Below are 13,855 nucleotides of genomic sequence, written 5' to 3'. Positions count from 1 at the left end.
TTTGACCTGCAGCTGACCGACTTTGGCGATCGCTACCTCATCGATGTGGGGAGCAACAAGGGAATCGCCATCTTGAAGAAGGTAAAAAAGGGCCTGGTGGCCGCCACGCAGGAGGATTTGCAGCGGCGCAAGGAGCTCATGGCCAAGTGCGACAGCCAGATGGTGCCCACCGCCTACGTGGCCAAGGCTATCATTCAGATTACCAACAACCGCGTCCGGGAAGAGCTATGGGACGAAATGGGTTTTGAATGCTTCAGCTGCGGCGGTTGTACCCATGTCTGTCCGGTCTGCACGTGCTACGACGTGGCCGACTACATGGAGTCGCCAACGTGCGGGGTGCGTTTCCGCTGTTGGGACTCGTGCCAGTATTCCGGCTTTACGCGTGAGGCCTCCGGGCACAATCCGCGCGAAAAGACTAAGGAGCGCATCAAGCGCCGCTTCTACCACAAGCTCAGCTATGCGTATGTCAAGCTGGACGGCCACCATGGCTGCGTCGGTTGCGGACGGTGCATCACGGTGTGCGAGGCCATCGGGCTCTTGGACTTGCCTGCCGTGGTGAAACGGCTGCGGCGTGAAGGACAACCGGAGCCCGAACAGATGGGCGCGTAGCGACACTCTTCGTGAACTACAAGGCGAGGAAGCAGCGGAATGGAGAACCTCTACCTCCCACAGCTGGCGGTCATCGACCAGATTGTGGATGAGACACCCGATACGAAGACGTTTACCCTTCACTTCTTGGACGAGAAGTACAACAAGTCGTTCAGCTACAAGCCAGGGCAGTTTGTGGAAGTCTCCGTCTTCGGCAAGGGAGAGGCCCCCTTTGGCCTGTGCTCAAACCCCTTGCGCAAGGGTAACTTCCGCATCACGGTGCGTGCCACCGGCACGGTGACCAACGCCATGCATGAGGCCAAAGTGGGCGACGTGTTCGGCGTGCGCGGCCCGCTGGGCAACAGCTTTCCCTTCGAAGAGGTGATGGGCTACGACATCCTCATCGTGGCCGGAGGTATCGGGTTGCCACCGCTGCGCTCCCTCATCGAGCCCATTTTCGACAAGAGAATCAAGTTCGGAGAGTTTACCATTCTGTACGGGGCGCGTACGCCAGCTGATCGGGTGTATAAGGACGCGCTCGAGGAGTGGGCCGCGCGCGACGATGTGCGCCTCCTCCAGACCGTAGACCGCGCCGATGAGTCATGGACCGGCCCGGTGGGGGTGGTCACTACTCTCTTCGAGAAAATCAAGGTGGACCCGAAGCGCACCTTTGCATTTACCTGTGGACCACCGATCATGATCCGGTTTGTCATCCAGGATCTGCTGGCCATGGGTTTTGCGGACGATCACATCATCTCCACCTTGGAACGCTACATGAAATGCGGCGTGGGCAAGTGCGGACACTGCGCCATCGGCCACAAGTACATTTGCGTGGACGGGCCGGTGTTTAGCTGGCGCCAGATCAAGGTGCTGCCTGAGCGCTGATCGGGTACGACTCGAGCCGAGTGGAGTGACATACCCATGACTGCGACGGATCTGCAGAAGGCCTTTTTACTCCTGGTGGTTGTTGCCTGCGGGGCGTTCGGGAGCTTGACTGCAGCCGAGCCAAGCCAAGCGGCGCTGGACGAGACGGCGCTTGCAGCTCAGCCGGCGAACCAGGCCAGCGATTCGGCTGTGCCGACGCCCTTGTTGGCTGAGGGCATCGAAGAGTGGGGAAGGCCGGCGTACAGACCTTTTGTGGCCGCCTTTTATCTGGCGATTGAGGTACTCGCCACCTTGGCGACGGCGTTCTTCATCTTTGTAGTATTGCTGAAACGAGAGGAGGAATGAGGCCCGAGGGCCTGGCCGCCGCCCTCGAGTCGCTGCTCAAAGGGCGGGTAGTGCTCCTGGGCGTCGGCAGCGAATGGCGGGGCGACGATCAGGCAGGTTCGATCCTGGCAAGAGGCTTGGTGCGCAGCGCGCGGTTTTGCCCAATTGACTGTGGAGACGTGCCGGAAGCCTACACTGGGCCGGTCAAGGAATTCAAGCCGGACAGGATACTGATTGCCGATGCGGTCGACCTCGGGCAAGAACCGGGGACGATCGCGATCCTCAGCGCGGATGGGCTTGCACAGAAGAGGTTTGACACGCATCACGCGTCGTTGCGCACGTTGATTGACTATCTGCGGGCGGAGACAGGGGCTGAGGTAGTGCTCATTGGCATTCAGCCTGCCGGACTCGGGCGTGGATCTGGGCTGGCGCCTGCAGTGCAGGAGAGTGTGGAGCTTCTGCGGGCACTTGTCAACGAGCTGCTTGGGATGACATCAGACGAGGGCGCGACTACATGAGTACACTTGTGGTGCTTCTCCTATTGTTTCCCGTGGTAGGTGCAGTTCTCTCCGGGCTGTTGCGGAAGAAGTGGAGCGACCTCTCGGCCCTGGTGGCCGTGGGGCTGATGCTCGTTGTGGCGGCCTCGATCATCGGCGGGGTCTTCCCGGGAACGGAGCGCGCGGTGACCATCTCGGTGCCGTGGCTGATCAAGTTCCGCGGGGAAGCCGAAGAGCGGCCGATGCAGGTCGAAGCGGGGCCAGCAGGCACCGTGCCGCGCCTTGGCCATGAGCCAGTGCCGTTGTTCGGCTACCTCTTAGATCCCCTGGGCATGCTCATGCTCACCGTGGTGGCTGTCTTAGGGTTCCTGGTGATCGTCTATGCCCTGGACTACATCGGCAAGGGCAACAAGGAGCACCCCTCTCGCGAAGGCAAGGAGCGACACCACTTCTGGTTGCTGCTGTTCGTCGCCTCAATGATCGGAGTGGCCATTTCGCCGAACCTGCTGCAGCTGTACATTTTCTGGGAGCTCACCACTCTCACCTCGTATGCACTTATCTCCCACTATCGTAACGATGAGTCGCTGCGTGCCGGTTTCAAGGCTTTGCTCATGACCTATTCTGGCGGTGTCTTCTTTGCGGTGGCCCTGGTAACGATTTTTGTGAAGACCGGGACTTTCGACTTTGGTGCCCTGGATCAGCTGGCGCCCGGCCTGCGCAGCCTGCTCTTTGCCTGTTTTCTGGTAGCCGCCTGGGCCAAGTCCGCACAGGTTCCCTTCTACACCTGGTTGCCTGACGCCATGGCGGCACCCACGACCGTGAGCATGTACCTGCACGCGGCGGCCATGGTTAAAGCCGGTGTCTTCTTGATTGCCCGCGTGAGCACAGCCACCGAGCAGCTGTCGATGGGCTCCGGACTGTTGCTGGGCATCATGGCCGTGGTCACCATGTTAGTCGGCGTCTACATGTTCTTCTTCCAGGACGACTTGAAGCGTCTGCTCGCCTTTTCCACAATCACGCACCTTTCCTACATTCTCCTGGGCCTGTCCTTCGGCATCATGGGCTCGCGTTCAGGCATGCTGGGTGGCATTATGCACATCATGAATCACGGCGTCGGCAAAGGGTTGCTCTTCTTGTGCGTGGGGGCGATTTCCTATGTGACGGGCACGCGCAGCATCAGAGAGCTGAGCGGGCTTGCCAAGAAGGCGCCGCTCATTGCCGTAGCTTTCTTGGTGGGGATGTTCGCTATCCTCGGCGTGCCACCATTCTCCGGATTCTGGAGCAAGTTCTTCCTGATCGTTGGAGCCGTGGAAGTGGGAGGCGTCGCTGGCTATCTCCTCTTGGTTCCGTTCCTGCTGGAAATCATCATCGCTTTTGCCTGGTTTTTACGCGTGGGCCAGAAGGTTTTCTTTGGCAAAGTGAGCCCGGCGGCAGAGGTCGCAGGGAATCCCCCTCTTGCGATGTCTTTCTCGTTGGTGGTGCTGATGGTGCTCTGTGTAGTCGCCCCGTTTGTGGCGCTCGCTTTCGCTCATCAGATAGGCTTCTGAGGGAGAAGGACGGCAGAAAGAACGGTTGCACTGCAGAAGGGAGTCCTCATAGATGAACCCCATTGTGCTATTTCAGTGGTCGATCGGCGTTCTGCTGGTGGGTGCGGCGCTTGCGCTGGTGTTTGGTGCGAAGCGGAGCTTGGTCGGGTACCTCTCGTTTGTCGCAACGCTCTTGGCGGCGATCGGGCTGAGCTTGGCTGCCGTGCAGGTGCTCGTGGGCGGCGCGGTGGTGACGGACAGACCGCTGCTGACCGTGCCCGGCCTGGGGGCCAGTTTGGTGCTGAGCATCGACGCCCTCAGCGCCGTCTTCTTGTTGCTCATCTCCCTTCTGGGCACGATGTCGGCTCTGTATGCTACGCGCTTCATGACGCTGCCCCTGTATACCGGGCTGAGCCTGCGGGCCTTCTATCCTTTTTTCCTCTGCTTCCTGGCGGCCATTTCCTGCATCGTGGTGACTGCCGACCTCTTCTTCTTTTTCATCTTCTGGGAGATAATGACGCTGACTTCCTACGTGCTGGTGATATTCAACAAAGACCAGGCGGAGCGAACACGCGCAGGGTTCAAGTACTTTTTCATGACCCACGTGGCCACAGCCCTGATGTTCGTGGGCGCCATCATTGTGTACACGCAGAGCCGCTCCTTCGCCTTTTCTGATCTCGGCGCGGCCATGGCCGGGATGCTGCAAGAGCATCGCGGGCTGTTGCATCTGGCATTGACTTTCTTTTTCGTGGGTTTCTCGACCAAGGCAGGCATTCTTCCCTTTGGAGACTGGCTGCCGGATGCGTACCCCGCGGCTCCGGCCCCGGCTGCGGCGACCTTTGGCGGCATCATGTCCAAGATCGGCCTATTCGGGCTGTTACGTGTCTTCTTTTCTGCAGGTGCGGTGGCGGAAATTGACAAGCCCTGGGGCTTGGTGATGGCGCTTTTCGGCACGCTGTCCATCTTCCTGGGTTCGATGACCGCCCTGGCGCAGGACGACACGAAGAAGCTTCTTGCCTTTTCAGTGGTGGGGCAGATGGGGTATCTGCTGCTGGGCATCGGCATCGGTTTGTATTTCCTGCCCAGCGCGCCGCTTTTGGCGACCATCGCCCTGGTGGCCACCCTGTTCCACCTGGTGAACAACGTCCTTTTCAAGTCGTGCTTGTTCTACAATGCAGGCGCCATCTACTACCGTTCGGGCACGCGTGATCTGAACCTGGTGGGCGGCCTGGCGCGGCTCATGCCGGTTAGCGCTACGACGGCGGTGATTGCCGGCCTGTCCATGGCAGGCATGCCTCTGCTGGCCGGGTTCTCCAGCAAATGGCTCTTCTTCCAGGCCTCGTTGCAGGCCGGCGTGAGGATGCCTCTGTTCATGCTCCTTGCCCTTGTGGCTCTCTTCATTTCAGTGGTCACGCTGGCGTATGGGGTCAAGTTCTTTGGCATTGCCTTTTTCGGCAAGTTCAATCCCGGCCAGGCCAAACGGGGAGAGCGCGAGGTGCCGGTGAGCATGCTCATCCCGCAAGTGGCAATGGCGGCAATCTCGGTGCTCTTTGGCATCCTGCCGTGGATGGCAGTGGGGCCTGTGCAAAAGGGGGTACTCGCCCTGGTGGGAGGCGAGGTGGCGTCCTGTGGCGGCACCCTGGCACCGGCAGGCATTGCCAGCCCACTGCTGGTGGATCTGGGAAGCGGTACCGTTGCGGCATGGAATCCGTTGGTCATATTCATGGCCGCGGTGATCTGTTTTCTGCTGTCGTGGAGTCTCTTCCGCGCGGGCGCGGCGCCGGTGCGCGAGGACGCCACCTGGTACTGCGGCGAGGTGCACAGCGACGAAGAGGTGCGCTACAAGGCGCGCGGCCTATATCTCTCCTTCAAACAGTTCTTCAAAATTCGTGTTGGTGGTTATGAGCAGCCTGGTGTCTACCCGCAGATCCGCTACCCCCGAATGCAACTGGATGAGCGGAACCTTCTGCGCCGTATTCTGAACATCGACAATTGGTTCTTCTATCCACTCACCGACGGGTTCATGAGGCTGATGCGCTTTTTCAGCGGCACGCATGTGGGAATTCCCCACGTCTACCTGCTCTGGTTGGTCATTGGGGTGATCATGGCAGTGGTGATCCTGTTTGCCCTTGCAGGGGGAGGCGTCTGAGAATGGGAGTGATGCCGATGAGGTTCGGACATGCACGCGGAGGTGCCTATCTGACATGACCGCACGTGAACTAATTGTCCAGATGACCAGTCGGTTCGGGCCGCGCATCAAGGCAGCGGACAACCCGGTGCCGGACATGGTGATCTTTACCGTGGACCGCGACGCCACCGTGGAGGTGGCGCGACACATTTTCCACGAGCGCAACGGGCGCTTCGTGATCACCGCCGGCACCGACTACCGCGACGCCAATGGTGGTTACTTGGTGGACCACGTCTTCTCCCTGGCGGCTGACCACCTGTTCGTCACGGTGCGCACGCCGTTGCCTGAGGAGGATCTGTGGATTGAGTCCATCACCGGGAGCGCAAACATCCCGGCTGCCAACTGGGCCGAGCGGGAGGTTCAAGACCTGCTTGGTGTGCGTCTGCGCAACCACCCAGACCCGCGTCGCCTGGTGTTGGCCGACGACTGGCCGGAGGGACTGCATCCCCTGCGCCGCGATTTTCCGTGGAACGAGAATCCGCCTGAGGCTAAGGCGGCGCCACCTCTGAAGGAACCCCCACCAGGGGCCACCGTGGTGCCCATCGGCCCGTTCTTCCCGGTCCTGGAAGAGCCGTCCTACTGGCGGATCTTTGTGGAAGGAGAGCGGGTGGTCGGTGGCGACTATCGCGGTTTCTACAACCATCGCGGCGTCGAAAAAATTGCCGACAGTCAGCTCAACTACAACCAGGTGCCGTTCCTCGCCGAACGGATTTGCGGGATATGAGGGACGGTGCACAGTACGGGTTACTGTCAGGCAGTGGAAAAAGCAGGGGGAATCGAGGTTCCGCGACGGGCGCGCTACATCAGAACCATCATCCTTGAGCTGGAGCGCATTCAGAGCCACCTGTTGTGGCTGGGCATCGCCGCGCATATCATCGGCTTCGACACCGTGTTGATGCAAGCGTGGCGCATCCGCGAGCCGGTGATGTGGTTGTGCGAAAAGATCACGGGCAACCGCAAGCTCTATGGGATCAATGTGGTCGGTGGGGTGCGGCGCGACATTCCCAAGGCGATGCACCCGGAGCTCATGGGGGTCCTTGGGCGCATCGAGAGGGAGACCAAGGCGGTGTTGGATGCCGTGGTGACGGATACCACGCTCCTGGCTCGTTTGGCGAACGTAGGGGTCTTGCCCAACAAGGATGCTATCGCCTACTCGCTCCTTGGACCGACCGCACGTGGCTCAGGCGTGGCCATCGACATCCGTGTAGACCACCCGTACGCCGCGTACGGCGAGGTGGAGACCAACGTGATGGTCGAGACCTCGGAGGACATCTGGGCGCGCACTGTGGTCCGCATCAAGGAGACGCTGGATTCCATCCGCATCATCCGCGACTGCTTAGCGATGATGCCGGAGGGACCGATTCAGGCGAAGATCACCGAGCCAATACCGCCCGGGCGCATTGGCCAATCGTCGGTGGAGGCTCCACGCGGCGAGACACACCACTACGTTATCACCGGCGAGGACAATAGACCGTACCGATGGAAGGCGCGCGCCCCGACGTTCCAAAACCTCCAGGGCGTGCCGATCATGGTGCTTGGCGAAACCATCGCCGATGTCCCCATCGCCCTGGGCAGCATTGACCCCTGTTTCTCCTGCACCGAGCGCTTGGAGACGGTGGATGTACGCTCGGGCGAGGTGAAGGTCTATACCAAAGCTGACCTCTTCCGACTTTGCAAGGAGAGGTGGAGCAAAAGGTAGCGCTGCAGCGGCTGGGAAGCCGCACGCAGGCGAAGGCATGGAGGAAAGATGGACTACGGTCTCGGCCAGACGATTGGTCTGAGCGTGCTTCAGGTACTGCTGGTGCTTCTGCTGTCCCCACTGCTCGAGGGAGTCATCAGGAAGCTCATCGCCTTTGTCCACTCGCGCATTGGCCCTCCGTTGTACCAGCCGTACCTGGATATCCTCAAACTGCTGGGCAAGGAGGAGATCGCAAGCTCGCGGAGTTTCCTTTTTCGCTACTCCGCAGTCATAGCGCTCACGGCGGTGCTGACTGCCAGCCTGCTGGTGCCGATGCTGGGCAAGCCGCCTCTCGGTTTCGCCGGGGAGGTCGTCGTGTTCGTCTACCTCATCTCTGTGGTGGCGGTGATGATCTTCATGAGCGGCGTAACCTCTGGCAGTCCGTACGGGCTTGTGGGGGCAGGCCGAGAGGTGATGATGGTGCTGACCGTGGAGCCGGTGCTGGCCATTGCGCTCATTACCGCTGCGGTCAAGTCTGGCTCGATGATGTTCGGCGACATGGTGAGCTGGCAACTGACCCATCCGCCGGCAATCTCCATGGTCATTGTGGGCATCGCCCTCTTCTTGGCCATTGTGGCGCAGTTGGCCAGATTGCCCTTTGACATCGTAGAGGCCGACCAGGAGATCATGGAAGGGCCTTTTGTGGAACAGAGCGGACCAAAGCTGGCTCTGTTCAAGTGGGGATTCTACGCCAAGCAGTTGATTTTCGCCTCCCTGCTGGTGTCGGTGTTCATCCCTTGGCCGCACGTGGGTAAGTTAGCACTTGATGCTCTCATTACCCTGGCAAAGGTGGTTGTGCTTCTGGTTCTGGTCGGCGTGGTACATGCGGTCAACCCGCGCCTCCGCATTGACCAGTCCATCCAGTTCTTTGGGCTGCTCATCTTCGCCTCGGCTGCCGGACTGGCCTTTGCGTTGGTGGGTTCGTAGCGAATGGTGGAGCGCAGCAAGAGATCGGGTATCTCCTAAAGGGAGCGCAATGTTCAGAGCCAAGTTCAAAGAAGCGGTGATCTGTTTTTCGAACCCTCGCGTCACCTTGCCCTATCCGTTCGGGCCTGGGGCGGAGCTGCCTGAGGGATTTCGTGGCAAGATCACTGTTGATCAGACGCGCTGCATCGCGTGTGGTGGTTGCGCTAACGTCTGCCCTTCGCGGTTGATACGCTTCTACGACGAGGGCGAGCGCACGCGCATGGAGTTCATTCTGGATCGGTGTACCTATTGTGGCCGGTGCGCAGAAGTGTGCCCTGAGCACGCTATCACCATGACGTTAGAATTCGAGAACAGCACAGACCACAAGGAAGACCTGTACATTGAGCAGGAACTCTACATGGCGACCTGTGCGCGGTGCGGCCGCTGCTTTGAGACGGAGAACGCCATCGACAAGATCCCGGTGAGGCGCCACCGCGAGGGGCGGAACTTCGTTGGTCCCTCCATGCCCCATGGCGGTCCGCGCGCGAGACAGAGGGAGTAGGCAATGGAAGGCAACATTTTGGTCACGCTGAGCCTCGGCATCCTCATCACCTCGGTGGTGGCCGTGGAATTGCGCAACTTGCGCAGCACCACCTTTTTCTATCTGTTTCATTCGATTCTATTGTTCTCGATTATCACTGCCTATGCCTATCTGTTCAAGAACCCCTCGCTCTACCTCTGGTCGGCCACTTGTTTTTTGACCAAGATCATCGTGATCCCGACTCTCCTTTTTCAGTTCGCCAAGAGGTTCCCGAGCAAGGAGCACAGACCGGTGCTCGGGCACGGAATTTCGGTGCTGGCCATTGGCGTCTTGGTGGTGGTTTTCTTTAGGCTCTTCCAGAGCTATTCCTACCTGCTTGCGCCCAACGAGGTGGCTCGCACCGAACCGGTGCGCTCTTTGCTTGCTGGGGCCTTTACCGTCTTTGGGCTTGGTTTGTGGGCTCTGCTGACCCGACGGGACGTGGTCAAGACGGTGTTGGGGCTGGCGCTCATGGAAAACGGCGTGCATCTGGTGTTGCTTGCGCTGGCACCCCAGCTTTCGGAGACCACGATGATCGGCATTTTGACCAACGTTGCGGCAGCAGTACTCATCCTCCTCTACATTAGCAGCAACATCTACCAGGTATTCGGCTCTACGGACTCGGCAAGACTATCGGAACTCAAGCGATAGAGGGTAACCCATGTCGGAAACGGTATCGTCGGCGCTGCCACTGGTTCTTGTTGTCCTGCCCGTTCTCGGTGCCGTGTTCACCGCCCTGCTCAGTCTGGGTAGGGTGCGCGTGCCTCGCCATTCTCTGACTCTGGTGATTCTGGTGGTGGAGCTTGCGCTTGCGGTGCGCCTGGCGGCTACTGTCTGGTCTGGTCACAGGGTTGTCGCTGTGGGGGAGGCGATAAGCGTCGACGGTTTGAGCGCGCTGATGAGCGTGCTGGTGGCGTTTATGGTCACGCTCATTACCATCCAATCGGGCCGGTACATGGCCAAGGAGCAGGCGAAGGGGGTTTTTTCGGAAGGACGCCTGGCCCTCTACTATTCGCTGATCCTCCTTTTCACTGGCACCATGATGTGGACGGTGACCACCAACAACATGCTCATGCTGTTTGTGGCGATGGAGGGATCGACCTTGGCCACGGCCTTGCTGGTCGCCTTCTACCGCAGCAGAGCGTCCTTGGAGGCTGGCTACAAATACGTGTTGCTGGTGGTAGTGGGCATGACGTTTGCACTCTTTGGCATGGTGCTGATTTTCGCCGCTGCTGTCCAGTTCCGGCCGGAGGGCATCCACGCACTGCGCCTCACCGAGATCGGGATGGTGGCACCGCGTATCCCGAAGAACATCGCTCTCCTTGCCATGGCCTTCATGACGGCGGGCTTTGCCACCAAGGCTGGTCTGGTGCCCTTTCACGCTTGGCTCCCGGATGCACATTCCGAGGCGCCTACGCCGGTGAGCGCGCTGCTGTCAGGCCTGATTATCAAGCTCGGCGCCTACGCGCTGTCGCGCACCGTAACGATTTTTGCGCCCACCTACCATGCGGTCATCGTATTCATCGCCATCTTGAGCTCGGCGAGTATGCTGGTTGGTATTTTCATGGCCTTGGTCCAGGACGACCTGAAGCGCATGCTGGCCTTTTCCAGTGTCAGCCAGATCAGCTATGTGTTCGAGGGCCTGGGGTTGGGCACGTATGTGGGCATTTACGGCGGGCTGTTCCACGTGGTCAACCACACAATTGTTAAGGCCCTTCTCTTCATGAGCGTAGGAGCGGTGATGTACGCGACCGGCGGCGTGCGCCGCATCTCCCGCCTGGGAGGACTTGCCAAGAAGATGCCCATCACCGCGTTCTGCTTTTTCGTGGGCGCGCTCTCGTTGGGCGGGTTGCCGCCATTCAACGGCTTTGTCAGCAAGTTCACGATCTTCCTGGCAATAGGCGAAGAGCGGCTCTACTGGGCAATGGCAATTTCCATCGTCACCGGTCTGCTCACTTTGGCTTGCCTGGTGTGGGCCGCCTACCGGGTGTTCTGGAGGAAACCACAGAATGTCGAGGGGGCTCCGGAGCAAAGTGAACTCCGCGAAGTCCCCTTCAGCATGCGGTTCAGCATCGTGGTGTTGGCGCTGTTGTGCATTTTGATTGGGGTGTATCCACACATCCTGCACCCGGCGCTGGACTCGGCGACCCGTGCAGTGCTTGCTATTTGGGGTAGGGGTGTCGCCACCCCATGACCGGTTGAGGCACTCACTTTCCGAGGTGACCGAATGTTACGCAAACTCTGTCTGAAAGCGTTTCCCAAGGCCTTGTGGGTCTACCACACCAATGCCTCAGCATGCAACGGCTGTGACATCGAGATTATCAACGTGCTGACGCCGTACTATGATGCTGAGCGCTTCGGCATCAAGCTGGTCGGGTCGCCACGGCACGCCGATGTCCTGTTGGTGACCGGCTCAGTGAATCGCCAAATTGCGCCTTCTTTGCGGCGATTGTACGACGCAACCCCCAATCCAAAGTTGGTGTTCGCCATAGGCTCTTGCGCCTGTGGTGGGGATGTGTTCTACGACAGTTACAACATCTACGGCGGCGTAGACAAGGTCATCCCCGTGGATTTCTATGTGCCCGGGTGTCCCCCTCGGCCAGAGGCCATTCTTTACGGCGTGGCGGTGGCGCTGGGATTGGCCCCCAAGAAGGTTGCACGCAAGGTCCTCACTGACTTTCCCAGCCTCGAGGAGCTGGATATCCCGATGATCGGCAGCAAGTGAGGGGGCAGGTTCAGTTTGTCCACTTGCACGCGCGAAGGTCGGATGCGCTCTTGGGCAGCCACAGGGTGCATCCGATTTTTGTTTGGTTGCAATTTCGCGCAAGTTTTATTACATTTGTCGCGGCGATGAACGTAAGAATGGGCTCCTATGCCGGTCGTTCAGACAATCCGTGACAAGTGCAAGCGCTGCTACTCCTGCGTGCGCAATTGTCCCGCGCGTGCCATCAAGATCGTCGAGGGCCAGGCTGAGGTCATCAAGGAGCGGTGCATCGGCTGTGGCAACTGCGTCATCGTCTGCGCGCAGAAGGCCAAGAGGATCGAGAGCGGCATTGAGCACACGCGCGAGCTTCTGGCGAGCGGTCGTCTGGTCTACGCCCTGCTGGCGCCTTCGTTCCCGGCGGCATTCCCCGACCACCGGCCAGGGCAACTAGTCGCGGCGCTCAAGAAGTTGGGGTTCGCAAAGGTCGTCGAAGTGGCGGTTGGCGCGGACATGGTTGCCAGCGAGTACGCGCGACTGTTCAGGCAGAGCTCGATGACCACGATCATCAGCACGCCCTGCCCGGCCATTGTCGAGTTCATCCAGAAGTACCACCCGGCGCTGCTCCTCCACATGGCGCCCATCGTGTCTCCCATGATCGCGACGGGGCGGGCGATCAAGGCGAAGTATGATCCGGACAGCCACCTCGTCTTCATAGGTCCATGCATTGCTAAGAAGAAAGAGAAGGTTGACCCCAAGGTAGGTGGGGTCATTGACGAAGTGTTGACCTACCAAGAACTCAAAGAAATGTTGAAGGAGGCGGGCATCGACGTGGCGGCTGAGGCGGAGAGCAGCTTCGATCCCCCTCATCCGCGCGTGGGCCGCATCTTCCCGGTCTCGGGCGGTTTGCTGAGGACGGCGGCCCTCGAGGCAGACCTATTGGACAACGACATCATCGTCACCGAAGGGCCAGAGCGCGTGGTCGAGATTCTCGACAAGGTGGAGGAGGGGAAGGTGGAGGCGCGTTTTCTCGACCTCCTGTTCTGTCGCGGCTGTATTGCCGGCCCCAAGATGGATAACGAGCTCTCGGTCTTTATTCGTAAGGACATCGTCGCCCGATACGCGCGCAATCGCTTAGCAGAATTCGATGCGGCTACCATCGAGAGGCAATACGAAGAGCTGCGCTCCGTGCCCCTCAATCGCGGCTTCACCAGCGACAACCAGCTCCGCCCGGTGCCCAGCGAAGCGCAGATCAGGGAGATCCTCGCCAAGATCAACAAAGTTCGGCCGGAAGACGAGTTGAACTGCGGCGCTTGTGGGTACAATAGCTGCCGGGAAAAGGCCGTCGCCGTGTTCCAGGGGCTTGCCGAGCTCGAGATGTGCCTGCCGTACCTGATTGACCGGTTGGAGAGGATGAACCGCGAGATCATCGAAACTCAAGAGCGGTTGATCCGCTCGGCGCGCTTGGCTTCGATGGGCGAGTTGGCTGCCGGCGTGGCGCACGAGATCAACAACCCGCTGGCGGGGGTATTAACCTACCTGAAGTTGATCCAGAAGAAGCTCTCAGCGGACCAGGTGCCGCGAGATGACCTGGCCAAGTTCCGCCAGTACTTGCAAACCATGGAGCACGAGACGATTCGCTGCTCGGACATCGTGAAGAACCTGTTGGAGTTTGCCCGGCCCAGCGAGCCCACGATCACGCCCTTGGCGGTGGAAGAGATCGTCAAAAAGAGCCTTTTTCTGGTTCGCCACCAGATTGCCTTGCAGAATATCAACATTGTCGAGCGCTACGAGGAAGGGCTTCCGCCCATCATGGCCGACAGCAAACAGATGCAACAAGTGCTGCTGAACTTGTTTATCAACCCTGCCCAGGCAATGCCAGAAGGTGGCGTATTGCGCATCTCTGCACGCCGGGCAAACGC

General features: G+C 59.7%; 14 protein-coding genes. All 14 read left to right on the top strand.

Annotated elements, in window-relative coordinates; all coding sequences use genetic code 11:
- Positions 1–609 (top strand): 4Fe-4S dicluster domain-containing protein (locus H5U38_10285; GenBank protein MBC7187410.1); only part of this gene is annotated, 609 nt, incomplete at its 5' end.
- A gap of 39 nt (positions 610–648) precedes the next feature.
- Positions 649–1,473, top strand: coding sequence for an FAD/NAD(P)-binding protein (locus H5U38_10280; protein ID MBC7187409.1), 825 nt, complete (start codon positions 649–651; stop codon positions 1,471–1,473).
- Between the two features lie 36 nt (positions 1,474–1,509).
- A complete protein-coding gene (locus H5U38_10275) occupies positions 1,510–1,818 on the top strand; it encodes a hypothetical protein (GenBank protein ID MBC7187408.1) in 309 nt (102 codons plus the stop codon).
- On the top strand, positions 1,815–2,315 hold the full coding sequence (locus H5U38_10270; protein ID MBC7187407.1) for a hydrogenase 3 maturation endopeptidase HyCI: 501 nt from the start codon (positions 1,815–1,817) through the stop codon (positions 2,313–2,315). Before H5U38_10275 ends, H5U38_10270 begins: the two co-directional genes overlap by 4 nt.
- Complete coding sequence (locus H5U38_10265) at positions 2,312–3,841, top strand: hypothetical protein (GenBank protein MBC7187406.1); 1,530 nt, start codon at positions 2,312–2,314, stop codon at positions 3,839–3,841. Before H5U38_10270 ends, H5U38_10265 begins: the two co-directional genes overlap by 4 nt.
- A gap of 52 nt (positions 3,842–3,893) precedes the next feature.
- On the top strand, positions 3,894–5,969 hold the full coding sequence (locus H5U38_10260) for a hypothetical protein (GenBank protein ID MBC7187405.1): 2,076 nt from the start codon (positions 3,894–3,896) through the stop codon (positions 5,967–5,969).
- A gap of 55 nt (positions 5,970–6,024) precedes the next feature.
- Positions 6,025–6,732 carry an NADH-quinone oxidoreductase subunit C gene (locus H5U38_10255; protein ID MBC7187404.1) on the top strand — a complete coding sequence of 236 codons (708 nt, stop codon included), beginning with the start codon at positions 6,025–6,027 and terminating at the stop codon, positions 6,730–6,732.
- A 6-nt stretch (positions 6,733–6,738) separates the two neighbouring features.
- Positions 6,739–7,707: a hypothetical protein gene (locus tag H5U38_10250; GenBank protein MBC7187403.1), complete on the top strand. Its 969-nt coding sequence runs from the start codon at positions 6,739–6,741 to the stop codon at positions 7,705–7,707.
- A gap of 48 nt (positions 7,708–7,755) precedes the next feature.
- Positions 7,756–8,673, top strand: coding sequence for an NADH-quinone oxidoreductase subunit H (locus tag H5U38_10245; GenBank protein ID MBC7187402.1), 918 nt, complete (start codon positions 7,756–7,758; stop codon positions 8,671–8,673).
- A 49-nt stretch (positions 8,674–8,722) separates the two neighbouring features.
- Positions 8,723–9,214, top strand: a complete 492-nt coding sequence (locus H5U38_10240; protein ID MBC7187401.1) for a 4Fe-4S binding protein — start codon at positions 8,723–8,725, stop codon at positions 9,212–9,214.
- A gap of 3 nt (positions 9,215–9,217) precedes the next feature.
- A complete protein-coding gene (locus H5U38_10235; protein ID MBC7187400.1) occupies positions 9,218–9,883 on the top strand; it encodes an NADH-quinone oxidoreductase subunit K in 666 nt (221 codons plus the stop codon).
- Positions 9,884–9,893: 10 nt separating this feature from the next.
- On the top strand, positions 9,894–11,426 hold the full coding sequence (locus H5U38_10230) for an oxidoreductase (protein MBC7187399.1): 1,533 nt from the start codon (positions 9,894–9,896) through the stop codon (positions 11,424–11,426).
- 33 nt (positions 11,427–11,459) lie between these two features.
- Complete coding sequence (locus tag H5U38_10225) at positions 11,460–11,957, top strand: NADH-quinone oxidoreductase subunit B family protein (GenBank protein ID MBC7187398.1); 498 nt, start codon at positions 11,460–11,462, stop codon at positions 11,955–11,957.
- A 147-nt stretch (positions 11,958–12,104) separates the two neighbouring features.
- Positions 12,105–13,855: 4Fe-4S binding protein (locus H5U38_10220; protein MBC7187397.1), on the top strand; the 1,751-nt coding region annotated here is incomplete at its 3' end.

Source organism: Calditrichota bacterium (assembly GCA_014359355.1).
Lineage (GTDB): Bacteria > Zhuqueibacterota > Zhuqueibacteria > JANLFK01 > Oleimicrobiaceae > Oleimicrobium.
Note: the sequence above shows the minus strand (reverse complement) of the source record. Positions and strands in the feature narration are given on the sequence as shown.